The sequence below is a fragment of the Corynebacterium suicordis DSM 45110 genome, from assembly GCF_015351405.1.
GTDB classification, from domain to species: domain Bacteria; phylum Actinomycetota; class Actinomycetes; order Mycobacteriales; family Mycobacteriaceae; genus Corynebacterium; species Corynebacterium suicordis.
The window spans coordinates 1-25,652 of record NZ_JADKMY010000001.1 but is presented as its reverse complement, the minus strand read 5'-3'; the positions used below and the strand labels follow the sequence as shown (position 1 = coordinate 25,652).

Sequence of the window (25,652 nt, the reverse complement as noted above, 5' to 3'; positions counted from 1 at the left end):
ACTTGTGGGGGTGATGACTTATCCACAGGCGAGGGTGCTGTGGATAACTTGCCCAGCGTGAGTGCGTGAATGCGCTGGTGCGTCCTGGAGGTTGGCTAAGTTGGCGGAGTCAGTCAGGAAACCCCGAGAAAAATTCACCGCATTTCAACCGCATTACAGAGGCTGCACGGCCAGAACGGGTAAAAAATAAGTATGACTTCGGACAACGCAGATTCCGCAGCGCGCGAGCCTGCCATTCAGCCCACAGAACAATTGACTCCCGGTGGCCAGGTGGTGGGCACCGATGGTGTGGGCCGCCCAGCGTGGGCGTACCGCAGCGAGATGAACTTCGATTACTACGAGGGCGAGTGGGGCCGCAAGATCATCAATGAGCACGGCCTGCTGGAACGGATCTGCCTCGAAGGCTTCCAATCCGGCCTCTCCTGGTCCGCCATCTTGGCTAAGCGTTCGGCGTTTAGACGCGTCTTCTTTCTTTTCGACGCCACCCGCATCAGCGCCATGAGCGAAGAGCAGCGTGAAGATGCCCTGGCTGATCCGCGCCTTATCCGTAATAAGCAAAAGCACGCAGCGGTCTACGCCAACGCGGAAGCCACCATCGCCCTGCGAGATGACCCCGACCTGCAGAAGCTCCCCGAGGACTCCCCTGCGCGGGAGGTCTTGGGCGGGGTAGCGAACATGTTGGCCCCGGGTTTGCCTGTGCTGATCTGGTCTTTTGCACCGCGGCACCACGAGCAGCCACAGCATGTGGAGGAGATCCCCACGTATAACGAGGAAGCAGTGGCGATGGCCAAGGAGCTCAAGCGACGCGGATTCAAGTTTGTGGGCCCTGTGACGTGTTACGCGCTCATGCAAGCCATTGGAATGGTGAATGACCGCGTGGCGGAGACAGCGGAATAGACCGAGCGGCTCGCTGGGGGGGCGATGCGTGCGGATACGTGAGCGGGCTCACTGTGTTTCCGCGGGGTTGAAAGACGTACGAAGTTCTCTCGTTGTCCGGTGAGGGTTATGAGAATATGTTTAGAATAATTCGTCTCCCCAGTTGAGCGACTTAACGCGTGGGATTGAATGCCAAAGTTGACAACTTAGGCAACCCTAATTTTGAGTACGCGGTGGGATTGCGGAACTGTAGGAAAAAAACCACCTTGAGACATGTGATAGTGGCTGTTCCAAGTACCCCGGGAAAGAGCCCTCACGCCTCACTCAAGGAGTTGCTCACCCCGCGACTGCGCTTGCTAGAAATTTTTTGACGTGACGAACAGTAAGGCCACTAGACATGACGAATTACCCTCCACGCCAGGGTCTCTACGATCCGCAGTTTGAACACGATGCGTGTGGTGTCGCATTCGTAGCCGATGCACATGGCCGAGCCTCCCGCGACATCGTGGAAAAAGGCATTACAGCACTAGTAAACCTGGATCACCGCGGCGCTGCCGGTGCGGAGAAGAACACCGGTGATGGTGCCGGCATTCTGATCCAGGTGCCAGATCGCTTCTACCGGGAAGAGATGAGCAAGCAGGGCGTAGAGCTGCCGGAAGCTGGCGATTATGCCACCGGCATCGCATTCCTCCCTAACTCTCGCATGGCAGCACTCGAGGCCATGCGCGATGTGGAAACCATCGTCCGCGAAGAGGGTCTGACGTTCCTCGGCTGGCGCGACCTGCCCGTGGATGATTCCTCCCTCGGTGCAATGGCCCGCGACGTGGAGCCGATCTTCTCCCAGCTGTTCATCGCTGGCGAAGATGCCGAGGGCAACCCCCTGTCCGGCCTAGAGCTAGACCGCGCTGCCTGGTTCGTCCGCAAGCGCGCCGAGCGAGAGCTTGGACATAAGGGAGCTGGCGAAGGCGCCGGCGGCGAAACCGTCTACTTCCCTTCCCTTTCTGCACGCACCGTTGTGTACAAGGGGATGCTCACCACCCCGCAGCTGCGCGATTTCTACTTGGACCTGCAGGATGAGCGCGTGGAATCCGCGCTGGCCATCGTGCACTCCCGCTTCTCCACCAACACTTTCCCATCCTGGCCATTGGCTCACCCGTACCGCATGCTCGCGCACAACGGTGAGATCAATACCGTCCGCGGAAACGAAAACTGGATGCGCGCCCGCGAATCCCAGATCAACTCCGAGGTGCTGGGAGATATCTCCCGCGTCCTGCCTATCTGTAACCCAGATAGCTCGGACACCGGCCGCTTCGATGAGACCCTGGAGCTGCTGCACCTCGGTGGACGTTCACTGCCACACGCTGTGTTGATGATGGTTCCACAGGCGTGGGAGCGCAACGAGAACCTGGATCCGGAGATCCGTGGCTTCTACGAGTACCACTCCTCCCTCATGGAGCCGTGGGATGGACCAGCTGCGCTAGCCTTTACCGACGGCACCGTAATCGGCTCTGTGCTGGACCGCAATGGTCTGCGCCCCGGCCGTATCTGCATCACCAAGGATGGCCTCGTGGTGATGGGATCCGAGGCGGGCGTGCTGGAAATCCCCGATGCGGATATCGTGCAGCGCACCCGCGTGGAGCCCGGTCGCATGTTCCTGGTGGACACTTCCCAAGGCAAGATCTACACCGATGAAGAAGTGAAGGCCACGCTCCTTGAGCAGCCTTACCAGCAGTGGGTTGAAGAGAATCTGGTTCGCACCGAAGAGCTGCCCGCCGGTGAAGGCGTACCGATGAACCACGAGCGCATCGTGTTGCGCCAACGCGTGTTCGGCTACACCGAGGAAGAGGTGGATACCCTCATCCGTCCGATGGCCATCACCGCAGCTGAAGCCACCGGTTCCATGGGTACGGATACGCCGATCGCCGCGCTGTCCAACCGCGCGCGGGTGCTGTACGACTACTTCGCTCAGCGCTTCGCGCAGGTGACCAACCCTCCACTGGACTCCCTGCGCGAGAAGATGGTTACCTCGCTGTTCACGCAGTTGGGAGCACAGGGCGATGTCCTGAGCCCCACTCCAGAGGCTGCGCACCGCATCCACCTGGACAGCCCAGTGCTCTCCAATGAGGATCTGGCCAAGCTGGCCAACGCTGGCGAGCAGGAGAAGTACAGCGCATTCCAGGCTGCGCGCATCTCCGGCCTCTACCCAGTGGCCCACGGTGGACGCGGCATGGCGGATGCCATCGCCCGCATTCGTCGCGAAGTCTCCGCCGCCATCGAGGACGGCAAGACCCTCATCTTCCTCACCGACCGCGATTCCGACGAGCGCAACGCTCCGATCCCATCGCTGCTGCTCACCTCCGCTGTGCACCAGCACTTGGTGAAGGAAAAGACACGCACGCGCGCCTCTTTGATCATCGAGTCCGGCGACGCCCGCGAGGTTCACCACTTCGCCATGTTGCTGACCTTCGGTGCCGACGCCATCAACCCCTACATGGCTCTCATGTCCATCGACTCTCTCCATGAGCAGGGTCGCCTGGGCGATGTCTCCGCCGAGCAGGCTCGCAAGAACTTCCTGCACGCCGCTGGCTACTCCATCCTGAAGATCATGTCCAAGATGGGCATCTCCACGGTGAGCAGCTACCGCGGTTCCCAGCTGGTCGATATCACCGGCCTGCACCAGAACCTGCTGGACGAGTACTTCACCGGCGCATTCTCCCCAATCTCCGGCGTGGGCCTGGATGAGATCGCCGCCGATGTGGCTGAGCGTCACCGCTTCGCATTCCTGCCTCGCCCAGAAGAGGCCGCGCACCGCGACCTGCTGGTCGGTGGCGAGTACAAGTGGCGCCGTGAAGGCGAGTACCACCTGTTCAACCCAGAGACCGTCTTCAAGCTGCAGCACGCTACCCGCACCGGGCAGTACCGCATCTTCAAGGAGTACACCCGCAAGGTGGACGATCAGTCTCGTCGCCTGGCTACGCTGCGCGGACTCTTCGAGCTCAAGAGTGATCGCAAGCCCATCTCCATTGATGAGGTGGAACCAGTCAGCGAGATCGTGAAGCGTTTCGCCACCGGCGCAATGTCCTACGGTTCCATCTCCGCTGAGGCTCATGAGACCCTGGCTATCGCGATGAACCGTCTCAAGGGCATGTCCAACTCCGGTGAAGGCGGCGAGGATCCAGCCCGCTTTGATCGCGATGAGAATGGCGATTGGCGCCGTTCCGCCATCAAGCAGGTGGCCTCCGGCCGCTTCGGTGTGACCAGCCACTACCTGAATAACTGCACGGATATTCAGATCAAGATGGCCCAGGGTGCAAAGCCCGGTGAAGGTGGCCAGCTGCCTCCGCACAAGGTGTACCCATGGATCGCAGAAGTGCGCGTCACCACCCCAGGTGTGGGACTCATTTCCCCTCCACCGCACCACGATATTTACTCCATCGAGGACCTGGCACAGCTGATCCACGATCTGAAGAACGCCAACCCGGATGCACGTATTCACGTGAAGCTAGTGTCCGAGCAGGGCGTCGGCACCGTGGCAACGGGCGTGTCCAAGGCACACGCGGATGTGGTGCTGATCTCCGGCCACGATGGTGGCACCGGTGCATCCCCACTGACCTCCCTCAAGCATGCGGGTGGGCCATGGGAGCTCGGACTGGCGGAGACCCAGCAGACCCTGCTGATGAACGGTCTGCGCGACCGCATCACCGTGCAGTGTGATGGTCAGCTCAAGACTGGTCGCGACGTGGTTATCGCGGCGCTGCTTGGTGCTGAAGAGTTCGGTTTCGCTACCGCACCGCTGGTGGTTTCCGGCTGCATCATGATGCGCGTCTGCCACCTGGATACCTGTCCAGTAGGCGTGGCGACGCAGAACCCAGAGCTGCGCAAGAAGTACACCGGTCAGGCTGACCACGTGGTCAACTTCTTCCAGTTCATCGCTGAAGAGGTTCGCGAATACCTCGCTGAGCTGGGCTTCCGCACCATCGAAGAGGCCGTGGGCCACTCCGAGGTGCTGCGCCAGGCCACGATGGAAGGCGAGCACAAGTCCGCTAACAAGCTGGACCTGAGCCCCATCTTCGCGCAGCCAGAGAGCCCCTTCATGCACCAGGATCTCTACTGCACCAAGACCCAGGATCACGCCCTGGACAAGGCGCTGGACAACCAGATCCGCAAGGACGCGGAAGAGACCATCCGCCGGGCAGCAGACGGCGAAGATGTCTCCATCACGCTGGATTACCCAATCACCAACGTGAACCGCACCGTGGGCACCATGACCGGTTCCATGATCTCCCGCGTGGCCGGCCGCGATGGCCTGCCAACGGACACCGTGAACCTGAACTTCAAGGGATCCGCAGGTAACTCCTTCGGCGCCTTCGTGCCAGCCGGCATGACCCTGACCCTGACGGGTGACGCCAACGACTACGTGGGCAAGGGCCTCTCCGGTGGACGCATCGTCATCCGCCCACCAATGGATGATGGAGCAGCCGATGTGCAGGCAGACATCATCGCTGGCAACGTGCTGGGCTTCGGTGGAGTTTCGGGTGAGCTTTACATCCACGGCTCCGTGGGCGAGCGCTTCTGCGTGCGTAACTCGGGTGTCACCGCAGTGGTGGAAGGCATCGGCAACCATGGTTGTGAGTACATGACGGGTGGCCGCGTGCTGGTCCTCGGCAAGGTGGGCCTGAACTTCGCAGCCGGCATGTCCGGTGGCATCGCTTACCTGCTCAACGACGGTTCCGGTGTGGAAAACCGCATCAACACCGAACTGGTGGACATCCAAGAAGTCACCGACCAAGAAGAGCTGGCGTGGCTGGAAGAGACCATCGCTACGCACAAGCGACTGACCGGATCCGATGTGGAAGTTGATCCTTCCAAGCTGATCAAGGTCATGCCGCGCGATTACGCCCGAGTTCTCACCGCCATCACGCGCGCTGAAGAGCAGGGTCTGGATAAAGATGGCATCTCTGCCGCAATCATGGAGGAAGTGAAGTAATGGCTGATCCGCACGGCTTTCAGAAGTACGCTCGCGCTGCAGCTGAGCACCGCCCAGTCCCACTGCGTCTGCTGGACTGGAAGGAAGTCTACGAAGACTTCTCCGATGAACAGGTCCAGATCCAGGCCACGCGCTGCATGGATTGTGGCATCCCCTTCTGCCATGACGGTTGTCCACTGGGCAACCTGATCCCGGAGTGGAATGACCTGGTTCGCCAGGATCGGTGGAAGGAAGCGTATGACCGCTTGCACGCCACCAACAACTTCCCGGAATTCACCGGTCGTCTGTGCCCTGCACCTTGTGAAGGTGCATGTGTGCTGGGCATCGGCAGCGATCCGGTGAATATCAAGACCGTCGAGCTCACCATCGTGGAGCGCGCCTACAAAGAGGGCTGGGTTGTCCCCATCAAGCCCACCTTCAAGACTGGCCAGTCCGTGGCTGTGGTCGGTTCCGGCCCCGCCGGCATGGCAGCTGCTCAGCAGCTCACCCGCGCTGGGCACGATGTCACCCTTTTTGAGCGCGAGGATCGCGTTGGCGGTCTGATGCGCTATGGCGTGCCAGAGTTCAAGATGCAGAAGCAATGGATCGACCGTCGCATCGAACAGATGCAGGCCGAGGGCACCAAGTTCCAGCTGAACACCTCTCCAACCGGCGAGGATCTGCAGAACTTCGACGCCATCGTGCTGGCCATCGGCTCCACCGTGGGCCGCGACCTGCCCGTTCCCGGCCGAGAGCTGGAGGGCGTGTACCAGGCCATGGAATACCTGCCCTACGCCAACCGCGTGGGCTACGGCGATACCGATACCGCACCGATCGATGCCAAGGGCAAGAACGTGGTCATCATCGGCGGCGGCGATACGGGTACGGACTGCTTCGGCACCGCCCTGCGCCAGGGTGCGAAGTCTGTGCATCAGTTCGACATCATGCCGAAGCCTCCAGAGGAGCGGGCCGAGACTACCCCTTGGCCTACCTACCCACTGAAGATGCGTCTGGCTTCTGCTCACGAGGAAGGCGATTACGCCATCACCGGTGAAGAGTCAGAGGAGCTCGTGGCGAAACTGGGCCTGGAGGCTCGCGAAGAGGGTGCCGTGCTGGGCAAGCGTGGCTGGTCCACCAACACCGTGGAACTCGTTGGTGAAGATGGCAAGGTCACCGGCCTGAATGGTGCGCAGTGCCGCTTCGGTGAAAAGGGTCTGGAGAACGTCGAGGGCACCGAATTCTCGATGGAGGCAGACCTGGTGCTGCTGGCCATGGGCTTTGTCTCCGTGGAGCGCACTCCCGTGGTGGAGGACCTGGATCTGGAGATTGATCAGCGCGGCCGCTTGGTCCGCGATGATGCCTTCCGCGCCACCGCCCAGTCCGAGGCTTTCCGCGACACCCCAGTGTTCGTGGCAGGCGACGCCGGCCGTGGTCAGTCTCTGATCGTGTGGGGAATCTCCGAAGGCCGCTCCGTGGCCGCAGAGGTTGACCGCGCGCTCATGGGTGAATCCGCACTGCCTCGCCCCATCAACCCCACCGATGTGGCGCTGCGTGCGTAACCTGCGCCGACCTTCCAGGTGCCGCAGTAATTTCTCGGTCTAAACGCGCATGACTCTTGCCGCTTACCTGGGATTATTGGGCACCTGGATCGCCGCCATCGCCTCGCCGGGGCCGGACACGGTGCAGCTCATCCGTGTGGGCTCGCGTTCCCGCCGAGCCGCCCTGTGGGTGGCAGTGGGAATCTGCACGGGCAATATCCTGTGGCCCGTCGTCACCATGGCAGGCCTATCGGCGCTCATCGCCGCCTTCCCCTGGATCCTCGCCGTTCTGTACCTGGCCGGTGGGCTATTCCTCCTGCGCATGGGCATCGGCTCGCTCCTCGGCGGGTGGCGCGAGCAGCGCTTAAAGCAAAAATCTTCTCTTTCCGACGCCACCCCTGACCCACAAGCACATCCAGCAAGCGCTGCGGTTTCCGCCACCGAGCTCACCCCATCACAGGCTTGGCGGTTGGGACTGGCCACCAACCTGTCCAACCCCAAGGCCCTGCTGTTCTTCGGCGCTGTCTTTGCCCAGTTCCTGCCGGTAGACATCAGTGTCCCCGAACGCCTGCTGGTGCTGCTGATGATGACAGCCGTGGGGCTGCTCTGGTTCTGCGGATTCGCCTGGATGGTGAGCCTGCCCGCGTGGGCGGAGAAGCTGCGGCAGATCAACCCGCTGATTGAAATGATCGCGGGAGCAATCTTCCTGCTCCTTGCACTCTTCTTGCTGCATGGCGGGATAGAGAAGATCCTCGCGGTGCTGTGAGGTTTTCGTGCGTGGCTCATGCCTGAACGCTCCGCGAGTGAAGGCCGAAAGACTCAGGGCATAGACTAGTGGGCATGCAGATTCAGGACATCCCCATCCGAGACGCGGAAATCCGCCTCGGGCAGTTCATCAAACTGGCCAACCTCGTGGAGACCGGAGGGCTGGCCAAGGAAGTCATTGCCTCAGGAGTAATCACCGTGAACGGTGAAGTAGACACTCGCCGGGGCAAGGTACTGCGCCACGGCGATGAAGTGGCGATGCTGGATCCCGAAACCAATGACGTGTTGGCGGTGACGCGCGTGGTGGGCGCCGGAGGTGGCGTCGAACAAGAAGACGATGATGACCTCGGCGAATACTTCGATGAAGCTACCGCCGACGATGATTTTGATCCCGAAAAGTGGAGGAACATGTAATGCCAGCACTGGTAGCTGAACCTGGAATGCCCATCTGGCTGGACCTGGCCACCACGGATCTGCAGACCGCGCAGGACTTCTACGGCCCGCTTTTCGGGTGGGAATTCGTAGAGGAATCCGAGGGGTACCTCACCGCGAAGCGCTCGGGCATGCCCGTGGCGGGGATCGGCAAGATCCCGGAAACGTCTTCGCCGATCTGGGGGCTGATGTTGTACGCACCGCAGCTGGAAACAGTGCACAAGAACGCCGTGAAGGCAGGAGCGGAAAGCGCTTTGGAACCACGCGATCTTGGCCCACGCGGCAAGATGAGCGTGCTGGTGGATCCCAGTGGAGCCACCATCGGCTTGAAGCGTCCCTCGGATGAGCAGGCATTCTTTGCTGCTGGTGAGCCGGGCACCCCGGTGTGGCACGAGCTCATGGTTGGCAAGAACTGGGATGCCACGCTGGAGTTCTACCACCAGCTCTCCGGGTGGGATATCAAGCTGATGAACGATACCGATGAGTTCCGTTATGCCACGGGTGAGTGGGAGGCCAACCCCCTGGCAGGCATGTGGGACACCGCAGGCCTGGAGGGGCAGCCCTCCATGTGGACGCTCTACATGGGCGTGCTCAACGTGGATGAAGCAGTGGCGCAGGTGGAATCCCTGGGCGGCACCGTCGTGCGCACCCCATGGGTTTCTGAATTTGGCCGGATGGCCACCATTCAGGATCCCACCGGCGCTCTGCTCAACCTGGCCGAGGTGGAGGAATACACCCCGGAGATGGATGAAGCCCATGAGCCGGATCTCTTCGCGCCGGAGGATTTCCAGCCGAAATAGGGGCGGGGGTTAGCGGGCAGCCCGCGCCCTCACCCCACCCGCGCACCTACCAAATGGTGACGCGGGAATCTTCGTCCAGCCACATCTCATCGGTGGGGGCGATATCGAAGGCCTGGTAGAACTCCGCGATATTGCTGCTCACCACGTTGCAGCGGAACTCGGCAGGGGAGTGCGGGTCGATAGACACGTACTGCACCGCCATCTGCGGGCGAATGGCGGTCTGCCAGATGCGCGCCCAGCGCAGGAATACGCGCTGCAAAGCTGAGTTTTCGGTGGTGTCCGGGTTACCCTCCACGTCCACCAGGCCTTCCACCGGCAGCTTCGGAGCGGTTTCGAAATCCTGCCCCTGATCAGCCAGATAGCGGCGCAAAGCCACCACGGCGATGCCCAATCCGCCGAGGTCACCGATGTTCTCACCGAGTGTGAACGCGCCGTTGACGTGGTGTTCCTCAATGCCGCGCTGCTTAAGCCCGGTGGGCACCAGCCCTTCAAACTGCACCACCAGCTGATCAGTCAGCTTGGTGAACGCTTGGCGATCCTCATCGGTCCACCAGGAGTTGAGGTTGCCATCGCCATCGTATTTGGAGCCCTGGTCATCGAAACCGTGGCCGATCTCATGCCCAATCACGGCACCGATTGCGCCGAAGTTGCCGGCCATATCCGCTTCTGGATCGAAGAACGGTGGGCGGAGGATGGCAGCGGGGAAGGTGATGTCATTCTTCACCGGGTTATAGAAGGCGTTCACGGTCTGCGGGGTGGCGAACCAGGTTTCCTTATCGCTGGGCTTACCCAGCTTGTTCACTTCATAATCGTGGTTGAATTCGCTGGCCGCGCGCACGTTGTCCATCACGTCTGCTCCGGCAGTACCGAACTCCAACCCCTCGAAGCTGCGCCACTTATCCGGGTAGCCGATCTTCGCCTGGAACTTACCCAGCTTCACCAGCGCCTTTTCGCGGGTTTCGGGCGTCATCCACTCCAGCTTCTCGATCCGCTCGCGGTACGCGGCGATCAAGTAATCCACCAGCGTGAGCATGGTGTCCTTGTATGCGGCAGGGAAGTGCTCGGCCACGAATTTCTTGCCCACTTCTTCACCAACCTGGCCTTCCACCAGGCTCACGCCACGCTTCCAACGTGCCCGCTGTTCAGTGGATCCGCTCAGCGTGCGGCCATAGAAATCGAAATTGCGCGTGCCGATCTCCCGCGGCAACAGCCCGGCGCGCTGACGCAGCACACTCCAATACGCCCACAGTTTCCACGTATCCAGCTCAGCTGCGTCTTCGCCCGCAGCCAGTTCCGCCACGTGCTCCAAGTAGCTGGGTTGGCACACCACGATGGTGGATCCGCCCGCAGATTCCACATCCACATGCGTGGCCTGCAGCCATTCCCGGAAGGGGAAACCGCTGGGCAAATCCTCCACGGACGTGGGGTTATACGTCTTATCGGCATCACGGCTGGCCACCTGATCCCAATGACCCGCAGCCAAACGGGTCTCAAAATCCATCAAGGCCTTCGCGGATTCCGCAGCGCTCGCCTCAGCAAACCGCCCCGGACGCGCCTGCGACTTCGCCAGCTCCAGCATGTCCTGCACGAATTCCACATAAGCCTCGCGCGTCTGCGCGTGCTGCTCCTCGCGGTAGTACGCCTCATCCGGCAAACCCAAACCGGTCTGCACCAGGTAAGCACGCTCTACATCGGAACCGGAATCCTTCTCCACCCAATAACCCACGGCACCACCCACACCGGTGACATCCAGCTGGCCCAGCGCGCGAGCCAAATCCTCCATGCTGTTCGCATCGCGGATTGGGTTGAGGTCGGCGTCGAGAACCGAAAGACCTGCCTGCTCAATCCCGGTTTCATCCATGAAGCTGCCGTATAACGCGCCCACCCGGCCGTGGGGCTCTTCCTGCGCTGCGGCCTCGATGATGGCGCGCACGTCCTCCTCGGCCTGGTCACGGAGCTGGTGGAAGGTGCCGTCCACAGCGCGATCCGCCGGAATGTGATGGCTGCTCAGCCACGCGCCGTTGACATGACGATACAAATCCTGCGCCACGCTCACCCGCCCACTGGGGGCTTCAGAAATATCATCTGGGAGGTTGTCCGCTGGGGAAGTATTGTTCAATTCAGTCATGCCCACCACCATAGACGGCACCCAAGACAGGTGTTCGGCCTCTCCCTAGCCTGAAGGCGTCATGCATCCACAACAATTTCCGCCGCGGCACAATCCCCAGCACCGAGTGCGGTTTCCCGTGCCTCCCGCCTTGCCGCCGCAGATGCTCCAGCCCGTCCCGCAACCGATGCGACAGCCGATGCAACCCACTTGGCCACCGCACGGTGACCCCAACCAGCAGTTTCGTCCCGTTCCGCTGGCCAAGAACCGCGTGTGGGCGTACTCGCTCATCGTGATTGCGGGTCTGGTGGGAACTCTGGGCTTTCCTTTTCTTATCGACGCCACCCTGAACCAACCAGCGGATCTCCCTCCGATGGAACTAAAGGATGCCCTGGCTGAGTCCGTGCTCACGGATCCCGAATGGCCCGTGACTTTCCACGCACTGGGGGAGTGCGAGGTGCGCAGCACGCTGGAAATGGGTGTGGCTACGTTTTCCTGCCAGGACGCGGTGGTGCGAATGTATGGGGTTGGGGGAGTGAGCAACGTGCCGCTGGCGGTGGCCCGCAGTGCTCGCGCGATGGGGTTGGAGGACGTGCAGGAATCCGCGGTGCAGCCGTTCACCAGCCAGGCTAAGCGGGAGAACCCGTTGGTGTTGCGGGATTCAGGCGCGGAGGAAGTGTATTCCGTGCAGGGTTTGCAGTCTGAGGATTCTACGGGTGATGCCACGCAACCCACCGAGATTGTGAGTTTTTTCCGCCCGGGGGAAGACGAGCAGATGGGAGGCACGCTGGTGACACTGGAAATCGCCGCAGCCACTGCCGATCAGGTGGAGCAGACGAGGGCAGAACTGGTGGATTCGGTGGATCAGCATGAATAAACCGAAGAAGCGCTGGGTGGCCACACATGTGCCGCGCGCATTCCATGAGAGCGTTCCCGCAGAGGTGCGGCCGAAGCTCACGCTGTTCAAGGACGCGTGGTTCGTGGTGTATCTGGTGCTGCTCATCCCGCTATCCGTAGCTCTGGGGATGGAATTGCTGTTTGCCCTTCCCCGTTCGGACGAGTGGGTGGGCACGATGATTCTGGCTCTCTGCATTTGTTTCGCCGAACTGGGGTTGGTTTCGCTGGCGATCAAGCTGCTTCCCATCAGCCGGGGCACACCTCTGCGATTGGTGCTGATGGCTCTGGCCTGGGGAGGAGTGGTAGCGGCCACGCTTGCCGGAGCAGTGTTTTCCTTCCCGTGGCTGAGCGTTTCGGAAAAGCTGGGGTTGCATGCGCTGTCCATGTCCCTGGCGGCTGCGGTGCCGGAAGAGGTGCTCAAAGGGCTGGGAGTGTGGATCCTGCTGTGGATTGGCCGAGCCTGGTGGAACCGTCCGTGGCATGGATTAGTAGCGGGAATGCTGGTGGGCCTGGGCTTTGGCGCAGTGGAGCACATGACGTACGCGCTGAATCTGGCCGTGCTGCATCCCGAATCTGATGTGTACGGGGTGATCGTTTTCTATGGAATGCGCCTGATCCTGGTTCCTTTGCTGCACATGCTGATGACGGGCATCGTGGGTTATGGAATCGGGAAAGCCATGTATGAGGGTCCGCGCTTAGGCCACCCAGCGCGATTTCTGCAGTTGGCCGGATGGGGTGCGCTGGCCATGAGCGCGCACTTCGCGTGGAATGCGCAGTTCCCCCTGGAGTGGTCCGGGGCCACGAATCTGGTGTTCAGGGTGGTGCTGTGGCTGATGCTGGCCGGCACGGTGGTGTGGTTGATCGTGGCCAACCAGCGGAGGTTAAAGCCGCTGCAACGCGCCGGGCTGGAGCCAGCCGTCACGGTGTATAGCAAGGTGTATTAAACCTAAAGATCCCAATTGGGACACTTTTCCCGGAAAAATTTTCTGTTTTCTTTCGGGGAAGCGCGTGCGTTTAACCTGCGGTTTCGCTGCTATTTAAGTGAATATTGTGATTTATGTTGCGAATGTGACAGCTGTAACGGGTGTTAATCTTGTGACCATTGGGTATGGTGTTGCTTATGCTTTCTATGCCTTGGCGCCGTTCTGCGCGCACTACCGTCCCCGCACGCTTAACCACAGCGGCTCTGCTCGGTTCTGCGGTAACAGTCGCGGCCCTGGTCGCCACTGATATCGTCCCCGTACCTTCTTGGGCTCTGCCAGGCGTGGATATCGCCTCTCACCAGCACCCCAACGGAGCAGCAATTGACTGGAAGGCCGTCAAGGCATCCGGTCAGAGCTACGCCTTCATCAAAGCCACCGAAGGCGTGGGCTACCTCAACCCATACTTCAGCTCAGACTCCTTCAAGGCCCAAGAGGCCGGAGTGGTCCCCGGTAGCTACCACTACGCAAAGCCCAGCTACGGTTCCGCCCGCGCCCAGGCGCGCTACTACGCCACCGCACTGGCCACCGGCCCACAGCCATCCTTGCCACCCGTGCTGGACCTCGAGGAGAACGGTGGGTTGGATCCCGTCTCCCTGCAGAACTGGGTGCGCGATTGGATCGACGAGATCAAGAAGCAGACCGGGCGCGATCCGATCATGTACACCTACTACAGCTTCTGGATCGACAAGATGGCCAACACCACCGAGTTCTCCCAGTACCCGTTGTGGTTGGCGTACTACAACCAGAACCTCCCTTCCACCATCCCCGGTGGCTGGAAGAGCGTGACGTTCTGGCAGTACAGCGATAGCGGAAACGTCAATGGCATCCGCGGCAACGTGGATCTCAACGAGTACTACGGCTCCGATGCCCAGCTCAAGCAGCTGGCTTCCGGCTCCCCGAGTGGCACGTTGGTGGGCAACGTTTCGGAGGTCGTGGAACCTATTCGCGACGCCACCGGTGCCGAAGCAGACGTGATCAACGAGATCGAACACGCCACTGGCGTGGACATCCCTTTGACCACCGACTTCCTGATGCTCCTGTTGGGAGTTGCCGGTGGTCGCCTCGGCCCAGAAGTCCTGGTTACCCAGGGCTTGGGCATGCTTCAGGGCAGCGGCGCTTTGAGTTCATCGGGTGCAGACAGCGAAACCACCGCTGGTACCGCCGATGCAGCCAAGACCGCCCTTCCAGCATTGCTCGCGCTGGCTAGCGCTCTGCAGGAAGTCAACGCTTCCGGCAAGCCAATCCCCGTGGATGCGCTGATGGGCTTGGCTTCCAACGGAAACTCTGTACAGGTTTCCCAGCTGCTGGGCATCCTGAAGGCATTCGGCGGAACCCAGGACTGGAACGCGAAGCTGAACAACGGTGAAGTTCCCGCTGATCCAGAGGCACTGGAGCGTCTCTCCGAGGCTGCCGATGCCGTGCAGCCCGCCCCAGCAGGAACCCCGCTTCCTCCAGAGGCAGTGGACACCGCGTTGGCCAACCTGAACCAGTAATCTAGCTCGGCTTAGCTGAGAGGGATACGCTCACAAGCCCCGAGGAACTCTGCGGAGTCCCCGGGGTTTTTGCATGTCTCAAGCTCTTGGTTTGTTCGTGAGGGTTATCGCACAAGAAATGCCCCGCACGGTTGCTCTCGTGCGGGGCATTGCTTGTGGACCAGCTCAAAGATTAGCTCTTCAGGAAACTAGTCCTTGGTGGTGATCTTCATCGGTCCGGGGTAGTAGGTACCCAATTCCGTGGTCTCAGAATGGGTGATCTCCGCGGGCTTTGGAGCGGTGCCGTCGCCCGAAGACGCAACGAGGAGACGATCCAGCACGCCCCAATCTCGCTGCCAATCATCCCGGAGATACGTGGGCAGCTCTGTAGCGCTGGTGGTCATATCACTGAGACCCAAGGCGCCACCACCCATGTAATCCATGACCGGGCTGTGCGCACGGCGTGCCGTGTGGTCCGGAGAAATACGGAACTCAGGCACTTCCGCTACACCAGCATTGTGGTCATACGGGCGCTGGCAAGGGAACTGCAGGGCAGCGGACCAGTCGATCAGCCCGGGAGCCTCGCTACCGATCACCTCATTGAGCGACTTCATCTCAGGTGCGCGCGGTGGGGTGAAGGCCAACCACTGATCCGGGGTGAGGTTGGTATCCACGGCACGGATGCGAATCACCTCTGCGCCCTCGGGGATTGCCTCCTGCGGCACGCGCATGTTGCGCCACTCCGGAGCGGTGCCGATATCGAGTGGCTGGTAATCGCCGATCCACTCGTAAGCCTCGGAATTATCTTCCGAATCCACCGACTTTCCGGACTTCTTTTTGCCGAACTCAACCTTGAGTTCTTGGCCGTACTGGAACACGCCGTTCATATCAATGTGGGCCACTTCTCCGGCAGCGGAGAACGTGATGATGGGGCGAGACTCATTGAGCTCAGGCAGCTCGAACCACTGGCTCGAGATGTGCGCAGGAAGCTGCAGCCCTTCAGTGAAGGATCCCAGCACGGGAACCTTCTTGCTGTCCAGGAAGAACGGGAGCTGTGCATGAGAACCATTCACGCCCTGCTCCGAGCTCACGCCACCGGTCGTGCCGGAATCATCCGCCTTCGTGGACTTTGACTCTTCCTCGGAAGAGGAAGAGGAATCCGCAGAGTCATTGGACGAAGCCGGGCTGCCCGCGCCGTCGGTTGCGGAAGCTCCCGTGCTGGAAGAATCCGCACCGCTGTTCTGATAAGCATCCTGGGAGGTCACTGAAGTTTGGGGTGTGGACGAGGAGTCAGAGTTGCTCTTGCCAGGCTCAATCCGGGTGGGCACATTGTTGGGTTCGAACCCACGCGCTCCATCAGAGGTGAGGGAATCCTTGAGCTTGCCCCCACCCGCAACGGTGAGGAAGGACTCGTTGGTATCCGTTTCCACCATCACATCAGAAGCCATCTGGCAGGAGTTTCCAGCTAGTGTCATCACGTTGCCCTTGCCCACGGAGTACGCGGGCCACTGGCTCACAAAGCCCTTGGCCAGAGAAGCCATGGAGAAGACAACCACGATGGCAGTGAGAACAGCCATCGGCGCAGCCGCCAAGCCGGTGAAGCGCAAGGTACGGCGCTTTTCAATAGCGCGGATCTCTTCCTTTTCGGAATCTGTCTGCGCGCGGGCGGTGCGGATATCGGAAAGATAACCGACCAGCACACCCCACACCAGAACCAACAGCGAGATGAAGAGCATCACGGAAGAGGCTTCAATGCCGCCGAGCTGCAGAGTCTTATCCCACCATGGCACGCCGTAGCTGGAGATGTACCACCAGCCATTCGTGCCCGCGAGGGCAAGAGCGAAGAGCATGAGGCTCGCGCCGATGAAGAGAACGCGGTTGCGTCGAGAAGAAAGGGAGAAATGCGAAGCAGCCACCGCGGCCAAGGCCAACAACGCGGCACCCACGCCCGCGTACACGCCAAAGTGGTGCGTCCACTTGGTGGGAGTGAAGACCATGAAGAACATGGTGCCCACGATGACCAGCATCAGGCGGGTGCTTGGGCCCTTAGCGGCACCCGGCACCTTACCGTTGCGCAGGGTGGAGGCAATCACCACACCGAAGGCAAAGAGCAGCATGAGGATGGTGAAGCGACGCGGGAAGGAGCCATCCACCGTGGTCTCCAGGAGAGCGGTGTAGCGCAAGTACTCCTGGTACCACGGGATGGAAGGGCCAACTGCGCTGCGCACGGAGGTGGCCTCGAGCACGGAGCGGAGCGTCTGATCGCCGAACACGCCTACCAAAATGGCAGTACCAGCGGCCAAGAATGGGGCGATCTGCGCCAGCATGCCCACGGTGATGGAGCCCTTGGAGGAGCCCTTCTCTGCACCCAAAGCCGGCAAGCGACGGATGGCGATGCGGATGATCGCGCCCAGGGATGCCAGCAAAGCAGCCACGGCCATCAGGCCCGTAGGTCCGGCGCCCAGGGCCAGGGTGGCGAAAATGGTGCCGATGGCAGCGGGGAGCAGGCGGTGCGAGGCAATGGCGCGCTCGAAAGAAACCCAAGCCAGCAGCGAGAACAGAGCGATGATGGGCTCTGGGCGGGTGCCGTTGTTGTAGGTCATCCAGAAGATGAGGAACATCGCGGCCATGGTCCAGTGCGCCACCTGACGCTGGTCGATCTTCGCACCCAAGCGTGGAAGCACCTCGCGGGAGAGGATCATCCACACGATCAGACCCGCCGCCAAGGCGGGCAGGCGCATCCAGATGGACGCCGTGGAGACCTTCGCCATCAGCGCTAGGAGGTCATAGAAAGGAAAACCGATCGGAGATTCCGGCACGCCATACCAACGGTAGTAATTGGCCATGTAACCGGATTCTTCAGAAACCCGCGCCATGGTGAGGATGTAACCATCATCCGCGGTATTGGCTCCGATGAAGAACCACGCGACTAGGAAACCGCCCACCACAACATCGAGCAATCGAGGCTTCCACCACTGACGGGGAAGGAACCGCCCACCACGACGACCATCCAGCTGATCAATGCGGTGCAGACCCACGAGGGAAAGCACCATCATGACCAGACCCAGACCCATTGCGAGGAGCTTGATGACCGTGGGTTTGGAAGTGAAGCGGGAATCCACCGAAATGGTGGCGTTGATGCCCGCTTCCTTGGCATCTTCGGCGGTCTTTGGCGTATTGACTAGCTCAGAGTAAATGCCCGTGACCATGGGGCGGACATCATCCTGGATGACACCGTCATAAGGCGTTCCATCGGAATCGGACTCATCCGGAATCCACGCGCGAAAATGCTCATGATCAGCATTGATGCGCAGTACGGCATCAGACCCGAGGTCTTCCACCTGCTCAGTTGTCAGGCTGAGCGGCACCACGTTGCGCACCACCACGTCCATGCCATCGCTCGTGGAACGGACGAACATTCCGCGCAGGGAAGCATCATCGCTGTTCTCTGGGACGGTGGACAGCGCCGTGGTCTCACCCGGGGTGAGGTTGCGGATCTCTTGGATCGGCAACGTCAGGTCGATCTTCTCCGGGGTGTAGGAGATCAACGGGGCAGTCACGCTGGTGAGGTCATTGCCCTGTGGCCATGTGAACTCTGCATGCTCTTGCTTCACCGGGAGGATCGGGGTGAGACAAAACAGAACAAAACCAAGCAGGCCAGTGATGATGGCGAAGGTTTTGAGCTGGGCAACAGACTTCCGCGAAGGCGCGGGTTTCCGCGTGATCTTCGTGGCAGTGGTTCTGTCAGTTTTTTCTAGATTCGGTTTTGTCACAAGAGAGGATTCTACGGCACCGGTTGGCTAACCCAAGAACCCTGTGAGCTGTGTTGGTTCTGGGGCAGAGAGCCAGCGTGGGGAATCTCTCTGTCCCTTCCGGCGTGCGCTGGGAGAACGCGACAACTACTAATCTGCTACTTATCTGTGCGCAATGCCACCACAAACGGGCCAACCTGGTGCAGTTCCCAGCCCTCGGCAAACGCGCTCGCAGGGAACTCAACTTGGCGGAAGCGCACATTGGGAGTGCTGGGGAAGAGGTCATCCGCAACCAGGTAGTTGAAGGTGCTGTCCCCGGTCCCGGTGACCTTGGGGAGCTCGCTCGCAGGCGCTTCCGTGCCCTCCCCGGGTTCGGTCTGCGCCTGATTCTTGTTCTCGGCTTCGGCGGATTTGTTGTCTGCGGAGGCCGGAGATTCCACTTCTAGCTGACCGCGGAGAACGAGCGCGTCCGGAGCCTTCCATCCGTTGGCCTTCTCCGCAGCATCCATGGCCGCGCGGAGCTCCTCCGGATCTTCGATTTTCGTCCAGGTTTCGATCTCTGAATTTCGACGCATGAATTCACCCAAAGGGTTGGAATAGTGCGCCGTAATGGCCTGGTAGCCGTGGTACGGGTAGAACGCCATGAAGTTTTGTTCATCAGTGAGCACCACGGAGCCGGCCCGCTGGCCCGTGTGGTTGAAGATGAGTTCATCGATTGCCGCGTAGTACTGCGTGGCGTCTGCGGGGCCGATATCTCCGCGGTAGGCATCACCATCAGTATCTGTGTATGCCCGATCCGTGAGCTCGCGAACACCGTGGGTAGTGGTGCTGGCAAAGTGCACACCCGTGGCGGCGAAGAACACCAGGAAAATCGCTGTAACCGTGCGGGCGTGTTCCGTGATCCAACCCTGAGGGTAGAAGCGGGCGATCCCTGCGTTACGCACATCCGCCAGGGCCAAGATTCCGCCCACGCCCAGAATCATCAGGATGGGCACTGCCACGCGGAAGGAAAGCAGCGTGGTGCCAAGCACAGGAGCAACCAGGGAGAGGAGAACCCACAGGTAGCTCACCACCAGTCCCACGAACAGCGCATTCGCACCGGGCGAGCGGAAGCGAACAATCATCCACAGCACGGCCAGGAAAGCGAGGATGAACAACGTGAGGTTGCTGAAGAAAGGCATGGGGATGCTGGCGCCTTCCAGCGGCAGATAATGCTGCGCCAGGCTTGGCCCGTGTGCCCGGGTGAGCATTCCCCATAGGTAAGGTCCCCATCCCAGAAGCGCAATGGCGATGGATGCCGCGCCAATGATCACCAGGCGCATTACCGGTTTCCAGGACTTGCGCTCCAGCGTTACGGCCAAGGCCATCACCACCACCGTCAGCGCAGAAATCGCGGTGAAGAGCGTGTAGAGGTTAGCTGATAGACCCAGGTAGATGATGGTTCCCGCGAGTGCAGCAGCACCACCTTCCAGCGCACGCCGGGACAAAATGAACGCTGCAGGCATGCCCATGGCAACGATGGCAGCGTAGGGCTCCGCAGGTGCTTCACGCACCACAATCATCGTGGTGATCAGCGCCAGCCCGGCGCCCAGCGCCAGGGATCCCGTGATGCGTTGCCACACTGGGACCAGCATGCACCCGGCCACCGCCAAGGTGATCAGTGCCCAAGGCTGGAACGCGGCCCAGCCTTCCAACCCGGTAATCCGGGCGAATGCTCCGCCTGAAAAGAACCACAGGCCGGGGTAGAAGCTCGGCATGTCCTGGTACGCCATGTCTTCCCAACCCAGCTGGTCGGTCATCCGCGTGAGGAATTGGGTGCGGAATACCTGGTCTTCAGTGACACCATCCAGGTACAGACGCGTGGCCGCCAGGGGAATCGTCAAGGTAGAAGTGACCAGCGCCGCCGGCGCCAGATAAGCGATTGCCTGTGAACCCCAGCGCAGCCAAGCGGCCAGGGGACGGTTATGTGGCGGGTGCAGCCAGAGCCAGATGACACCCGCTACCGCAATCACCACGAGTGCTGAACCGGCAGTGGATAGCGAGCGCAGCACGTTGCTGCTGTTGTAGGCCGGCCATTGCACGCGACCCAGAACAAACCACGCCGCCAGCGTGCATACTGCTGCGGCGATCCCCACGCCCACCATGCGGAGCAGCGTCTGGCGCAGAGACAGTGGATCCTGAGGAGCTCTGCGCGCGGACTGACTGGCAGCCACAGCAGTGGAGGCAGAAGTGCTGGGCTGATCCTGGGTTTCCGGTGTTTTCTCCTGCGGGGAGAGGGGGCTCGCGCTCATGGATTACATATTGGCATATCGCCGGGACAATTCCTTTTCCCAATCCGCGCGATCCACAGACTCCCCCAGTAGAGGCGCAGCTTTAACCCCTATGTTTAGCGACGAAGCATGATCCCGCGGATCCCCGCGTGAAATCCATCGCGCAACCCCACGCGTTGCCCCTCGGTGAGCGTGTATTCGTGCAGAGTCTCGCAGGCAAACTGCAGCAAAGGGCGATCGATCTCCGGGGGCAGCCCGCCACCGGTGAGCAGGTGGGCATTATCTTGCTGGGTTTCAGTGGCGCCGTTGTCGTACCACCACACCGCGTATTGCTGCCCGATATCAAACGGGCTCTGCTCGCCCGAGCTGGCCCACACTTCGTTGGGCAGCGGCACATAACGACTGCGCAATTTGCGGTGCCGCGCCATCATTCCTGGGTTCGGCCGCGGCATGCTGCCCGGCGTGGGCACGGAGTGACGTTCGTTATTTGCCGACGCCACCCTTTCCGCTTCCGCCTTCTCTTCCTGCTGAACGCGGTTCTTTTCCACGGCATCCGCGGTCGCTGCCGGCGAGGCAGCGGGCTCAGCTGCAGGTGCCTGAGCTGCGGGTTTCTTGGGCGCGGCGCCGGAATTTTCTGCGGCTGCAGCGCTATCCGCGGAGCTGTTTACGGGATGCTCAAACGGGGCATTCGCTGCGGCTTGGGCTGCCTGGGTGAGGGAAGGCCGCGGCCGGGGCTTCTTCTCCGTCTCCGCAGATCCGGTTTCCGCAGGTGCAGGGCTGTTAGCGGGAGTGTCAGAGGTAGCGTCGGAAGAAGAGGAGGAAGAAGAAGGAGAAGGTTCCTCCCCGGCGGTGGGCTCGAGGCCGTGGACGGGAATGGGGGAGGGGCCGGGAGCTTCGGGTTGTTCGGCATCGGCCAGTGGGCGCTCGATTTCCGCGGAGGGGCTCACGTGCGGCTGCATCGGGCCTTCGAGGACCTGGAGGCGCATGGTGTCGCGGAAGTCATCGCGGGGATCCAGGATGGTGGTGGTGTCGCAGGCGAATCGCAGCTGGCTGGACATGGAATCCCAGCCGAATCCATAGAGGTGAACGCGCACGCCAGCGTTAACGGCTTCTTCCACGCCGGGCAGCATGTCTGCATCTCCGGAGACCAGGATGATGTCGCTGACGTTGCCCTTGAGGGCGGTGATGACCATATCGGCTACCAGGCGCGTGTCCACTGCCTTTTGGGTACGCCGGTCGCCCCATTCGATGAGCTGGCCAGCGCGCAATTGCACACCGGGTTCGCTGCGCAGGGATCGTTGGTAACGGTGGGGGCCGGAATCGGGGATTCCGTCATACCAATATTGTCGGTGGATGGGTTGTTTTAACTGTTCAGAGGCCATTCGCCCGAGTACGGCGACTACCTCTGGGAGGTCGATTTCTAGCTGCGCTCGGGCGCCGGTGTCCCAAGAATTGTAGAAGCTAGCCAGTAAGTAAGAGGTGTCTACGAAAACAAGTGTTCTTTCGAGCATCAGGGGTCATTGTCCATTTCGCTTTGTTTGCAGTTTCTATGTCCCCCAGCATGCCTGAAAAAGATGCTGTACGGTTAGTTACACAGGTAACCAACCGATAAACCACATGGTTTCCTCAGAATGAAAAGCACCTCACCTGCGCATTTAGAGCTCGGCGAGTGCTCAAGCCACAGAAAGGAGCACGACGTTGGAAGAAGCCACTGTGCCCCTGTTTCAACAAGTCGCGGATCTCATCGCAGATGCCATCGTCGATGGCTCCCTTCCCGAGGGCGAACGAGCTCCCTCCACCAATGAACTCGCCACCTTTCATCACATCAACCCAGCCACCGCCCGCAAGGGATTGGCGCTGCTGGTGGAGCAGGGTGTGCTGAGCAAAAGGCGAGGGGTGGGCATGTTCGTGGAAACCGGTGCCAAGAAAGTGATCGTGTCTATCCGCAAACAGAATTTCGCCCACAACTTCGTGGTCCCGTTGATCGATGAGGCCGCCAAGTTGGGAATGAACCGCGAGGATCTCACCACCCTTATCACCCAAGTTTCCGAAAGCAGAGGACTCTACGAATGACTCACAGAGAACTTAAAGAACACACCGGAACCTATGAACTCAATCGCGTCACCCGCCGTTTCGGTGGCCCCGTGAAACGAGCTCTTTCCGGCGGGACACTGGCCTTGGATGAGGCTTCCGCGTCGCTCCCGGGAGGCCGCGTATACGGGCTTATCGGCAGGAATGGCGCAGGTAAGACCACTCTTTTACGCGCGATGGCCGGGCAGCTCCGGGTGCAGGGCGAGGTGTTGGTGGACGGGCAGCCGGTCTGGGACAACGAGGCCGCGCTGGATCGCCTCATCCTCTCTGGGCCGGACGTGCCCTGGCCGGAGGGCATCAAGGTGCGCAGGCTCTTCGCCATTGCCGCCGCGCGGTGGGAGGCGTGGGATCAGCATTACGCAGAAGCGCTGATCGAAGACTTTGATCTGGACACCTCCAAGCGCCTCAGCGAGCTCTCCCGCGGGCAGAAATCCCTGGTCAGCATAGTCATGGGCCTGGCCGCGCAATGCCCGATCACCCTCCTCGACGAGCCCTACCTGGGCCTGGACGTGCAAAACCGCGAACAGTTCTACCGCCACCTCATGGCCGATGTGGAGCGCAATCCGCGCACCATCATCCTCTCCACCCACCACATCGACGACGCCTCCCGCATCCTCGATTCAGTCATCCTCCTGGACAAAGGCCGCATCACTGGTCTCGGCGAACTGGAAGATTTCACCGAGCGCATCGCCATCCTTTCCGGCTCTTCCTCCGCCGTGGACGCGCTTCGTCTGGATCCTTCCTCCATCATTTCCGACGCCACCTCTGCCGGCCTACGCAGAGTCACCCTTGATCTGCACGCCGATAGTTCCGGGGGTCGCGTGAGCGCTGGTCGCTTGAGCCGGGCCTTGGAAGGCACGGGAGTACGGATGCAATTGGCGGATCTTGAGCAATCAGTTCTTGCGTTGACTGGCCGAGAGATCACTATTGGGGCTGAGGTGGACTCAGGAGTGACGCGCGAAGCGTTAGTCAATGGGCCACCACGCGGAGGTGACTTGGCATGATGCCCGCGAAGTTGTGGAAGATCGGCAGAATCCAGCTCACGCACATGAGCTTTGTTTTCCTCCTGCTGTGGCCGGTTGCTGTCGGGTTGCAGACTGGGTTTACGCCACTGGAGGAGGCGAATTGGGGAGGGGCGTTCGGGTTAGTCTTCACCGCGATCGCGGCAGCGGTGCTGGGGTGGATCCCGGCATGGGAAACCGCACCGCTGCGCGCCTTGTCCCTATCTACTCGGCAGATCCGGAAGCTCAAGGTGAGCGTGACCCTGGTGGGAATGCTGTTTACTCAAGCCATGCTGTGGGTGATCATCGCGGCTTTTGTGCCACTGAGCACGGTGAATGGTCAACTGATGGTGGCAGTAGTCACCTTGCTGCAGCTTGGCTTTCTCCTTTCTGAGTTCAGGGACTCCCGCGAAGAGCGCAGTGAAGTCAAGAAGAAGGAGGTTAAAGAGAAGGGTGACAAGAGGGAGTCGGATGCCAAACCGTGGTTAAGGAGGATGGTTAAGGATCCGGCCGTCGTGACCGACGCTTTGCAGGAACTGGCCGGGAGGAAGATGGATCTCCAGCTCATCCGCACGAGCCTGTTCTCTCTTGGCATAGTGGCAATCTTTTATGTGCTGACCCTGATTGGTTGGCCGGAAGACTTCTCCAGCTTCTTCTTTCCCGTGACGATGGGTGTTATCGGCGTGCAAGGAGTGATCCTGGGTTCAGTCATGGGAGATACCCTCAACGCGTGGCTGGCCTTTGGGGGAACTCGCCGTGCCTGGGTGCGGGAACTCATCGGAAAATTGCGATGGGTATTTGCTGGGGCGTTCGTCTTGTTCGCACTGGTCGTGGGGCTGCAGGGCCTAGTTGGCGAGTCTCATTCGCCGGAGAATGGTTACCCAGCGATCCTTGACAGCCAAGTTTTGGGCAGCGGAGCGCTGTTCTTGAGCACAGGAATTGCAGTGGGAGCGATCCTCACGTTCGCCGTGGCCATGGCAGTTGTGCTGAACAATTGGCTGAAGGGTTGGGGAATGCTGCTGATCGTTCCCGCCCTGTTTGGATTCTCCAGTGCAGCGTTGGCGGTGTTGACAACGTGGATGATGCTCGAGTTCGGATTGATGGCTCCAGAGGAAAGCATGGAGTTCATGCAGAGAGTCGATTGGTGGGTTGTCGTACTAGCGGAGCTAGGAGTGTCCGTTGTGATCCTGGCGTTGGGATTAGCGATTCTGCGCAAGACAATGATGAGCATCGATATGCGCGACAAGGAAGCCGTGGACTACTTCGGGCTGCGCGCCTAGGAAATAATGTTTGACCTGCGGGGTTGTGTTCGTTCAGGGTGGTGTGTAGATTAATTCAAGTCAGCGCGACCGACACCGCCACTGCAGGTCAGTGGTTGGCAGGACAACAGGCCCTGACAAGCAGAGAATCTTCTCACTTTCCCACTAAATTCCTTTGTTGAGTTTGGTGTGGGCGCTTCCTCCGAGTGGCGTGTGTGAATCAAAGATTCGAAGTTCACAAAGAATTTGCTTTAGCTTAACTTTGTGGCTACACTCGGAAATCCGTCACAATGACAAGCACTTCGGTGTGATGATTGTTGTGTGCATATGATGTTTGAGAACTCAATAGCGTGATGAATCAAGTTTTTATTTTTTAGATTCCACAGTGCCCTGCGCCTGACACCGTTCTGGTGTCTTGCAGGGTGGTACGGATGACCGATCAC

General features: G+C 60.5%; 16 protein-coding genes. 12 read left to right on the top strand and 4 right to left on the bottom strand.

Annotated features, from left to right (window positions below; genetic code table 11):
• Positions 1 to 192: 192 nt before the first annotated feature.
• The 6 genes from IRY30_RS00080 (at position 193) to IRY30_RS00055 (ending at position 9,377) form a co-directional block, all read left to right on the top strand.
• Positions 193 to 897: a DNA-3-methyladenine glycosylase I gene (locus tag IRY30_RS00080; RefSeq protein WP_194555398.1), complete on the top strand. Its 705-nt coding sequence runs from the start codon at positions 193 to 195 to the stop codon at positions 895 to 897.
• Between the two features lie 376 nt (positions 898 to 1,273).
• Positions 1,274 to 5,863 (top strand): glutamate synthase large subunit, encoded by a 4,590-nt coding sequence (gene gltB, locus IRY30_RS00075; RefSeq protein WP_194555397.1) that lies wholly within the window; start codon positions 1,274 to 1,276, stop codon positions 5,861 to 5,863.
• Positions 5,863 to 7,401: a glutamate synthase subunit beta gene (locus IRY30_RS00070; RefSeq protein WP_194555396.1), complete on the top strand. Its 1,539-nt coding sequence runs from the start codon at positions 5,863 to 5,865 to the stop codon at positions 7,399 to 7,401. The genes gltB and IRY30_RS00070 overlap by 1 nt, the downstream gene beginning before the upstream one ends.
• Positions 7,402 to 7,450: 49 nt before the next feature.
• Positions 7,451 to 8,146 carry a LysE family translocator gene (locus IRY30_RS00065; RefSeq protein ID WP_194555395.1) on the top strand — a complete coding sequence of 232 codons (696 nt, stop codon included), beginning with the start codon at positions 7,451 to 7,453 and terminating at the stop codon, positions 8,144 to 8,146.
• Between the two features lie 74 nt (positions 8,147 to 8,220).
• Entirely contained in the window at positions 8,221 to 8,559 is a 339-nt protein-coding gene (locus tag IRY30_RS00060; protein WP_194555394.1) for an RNA-binding S4 domain-containing protein, read from the top strand.
• Positions 8,559 to 9,377 carry a VOC family protein gene (locus tag IRY30_RS00055; RefSeq protein WP_194555393.1) on the top strand — a complete coding sequence of 273 codons (819 nt, stop codon included), beginning with the start codon at positions 8,559 to 8,561 and terminating at the stop codon, positions 9,375 to 9,377. The genes IRY30_RS00060 and IRY30_RS00055 overlap by 1 nt, the downstream gene beginning before the upstream one ends.
• 46 nt (positions 9,378 to 9,423) lie before the next feature.
• Here IRY30_RS00055 and IRY30_RS00050 read toward each other — a convergent pair whose 3' ends face one another.
• Positions 9,424 to 11,505: a M13 family metallopeptidase gene (locus IRY30_RS00050; protein ID WP_194555392.1), complete on the bottom strand. Its 2,082-nt coding sequence runs from the start codon at positions 11,503 to 11,505 to the stop codon at positions 9,424 to 9,426.
• Between the two features lie 178 nt (positions 11,506 to 11,683).
• Between IRY30_RS00050 and IRY30_RS00045 the strand changes: the two genes are divergently transcribed.
• The 3 genes from IRY30_RS00045 to IRY30_RS00035 all read left to right on the top strand — a co-directional run bounded on the left by IRY30_RS00045 (position 11,684) and on the right by IRY30_RS00035 (position 14,857).
• Positions 11,684 to 12,361, top strand: coding sequence for a hypothetical protein (locus IRY30_RS00045; protein ID WP_194555391.1), 678 nt, complete (start codon positions 11,684 to 11,686; stop codon positions 12,359 to 12,361).
• Complete coding sequence (locus IRY30_RS00040) at positions 12,354 to 13,325, top strand: PrsW family intramembrane metalloprotease (RefSeq protein WP_194555390.1); 972 nt, start codon at positions 12,354 to 12,356, stop codon at positions 13,323 to 13,325. Before IRY30_RS00045 ends, IRY30_RS00040 begins: the two co-directional genes overlap by 8 nt.
• Before the next feature lie 176 nt (positions 13,326 to 13,501).
• Positions 13,502 to 14,857 carry a glycoside hydrolase family 25 protein gene (locus IRY30_RS00035; protein ID WP_194555389.1) on the top strand — a complete coding sequence of 452 codons (1,356 nt, stop codon included), beginning with the start codon at positions 13,502 to 13,504 and terminating at the stop codon, positions 14,855 to 14,857.
• Positions 14,858 to 15,045: 188 nt separating this feature from the next.
• On the opposite strand, the gene IRY30_RS00030 is transcribed toward IRY30_RS00035, so the two are convergent.
• From IRY30_RS00030 to IRY30_RS00020, 3 genes are all read right to left on the bottom strand, one after another.
• Positions 15,046 to 18,609, bottom strand: a complete 3,564-nt coding sequence (locus IRY30_RS00030) for an arabinosyltransferase domain-containing protein (RefSeq protein ID WP_309826255.1) — start codon at positions 18,607 to 18,609, stop codon at positions 15,046 to 15,048.
• Between the two features lie 137 nt (positions 18,610 to 18,746).
• Positions 18,747 to 20,879: an arabinofuranosyltransferase gene (locus IRY30_RS00025; RefSeq protein WP_194555388.1), complete on the bottom strand. Its 2,133-nt coding sequence runs from the start codon at positions 20,877 to 20,879 to the stop codon at positions 18,747 to 18,749.
• Positions 20,880 to 20,974: 95 nt separating this feature from the next.
• On the bottom strand, positions 20,975 to 22,369 hold the full coding sequence (locus IRY30_RS00020; protein ID WP_194555387.1) for an NYN domain-containing protein: 1,395 nt from the start codon (positions 22,367 to 22,369) through the stop codon (positions 20,975 to 20,977).
• Positions 22,370 to 22,556: 187 nt separating this feature from the next.
• Here IRY30_RS00020 and IRY30_RS00015 point away from each other — a divergent pair, with 187 nt between their 5' ends.
• Genes IRY30_RS00015 through IRY30_RS00005 form a run of 3 tightly spaced genes read left to right on the top strand, consistent with a single transcriptional unit; the run spans position 22,557 to position 25,230 of the window.
• Entirely contained in the window at positions 22,557 to 22,931 is a 375-nt protein-coding gene (locus tag IRY30_RS00015; protein ID WP_194555386.1) for a GntR family transcriptional regulator, read from the top strand.
• The gene (locus tag IRY30_RS00010) at positions 22,928 to 23,953 is read left to right on the top strand and encodes an ATP-binding cassette domain-containing protein (RefSeq protein WP_194555385.1); all 1,026 of its coding nucleotides are present in this window, start codon (positions 22,928 to 22,930) and stop codon (positions 23,951 to 23,953) included. The genes IRY30_RS00015 and IRY30_RS00010 overlap by 4 nt, the downstream gene beginning before the upstream one ends.
• Positions 23,950 to 25,230, top strand: coding sequence for a hypothetical protein (locus tag IRY30_RS00005; RefSeq protein ID WP_194555384.1), 1,281 nt, complete (start codon positions 23,950 to 23,952; stop codon positions 25,228 to 25,230). The genes IRY30_RS00010 and IRY30_RS00005 overlap by 4 nt, the downstream gene beginning before the upstream one ends.
• Positions 25,231 to 25,652: the final 422 nt, after the last annotated feature.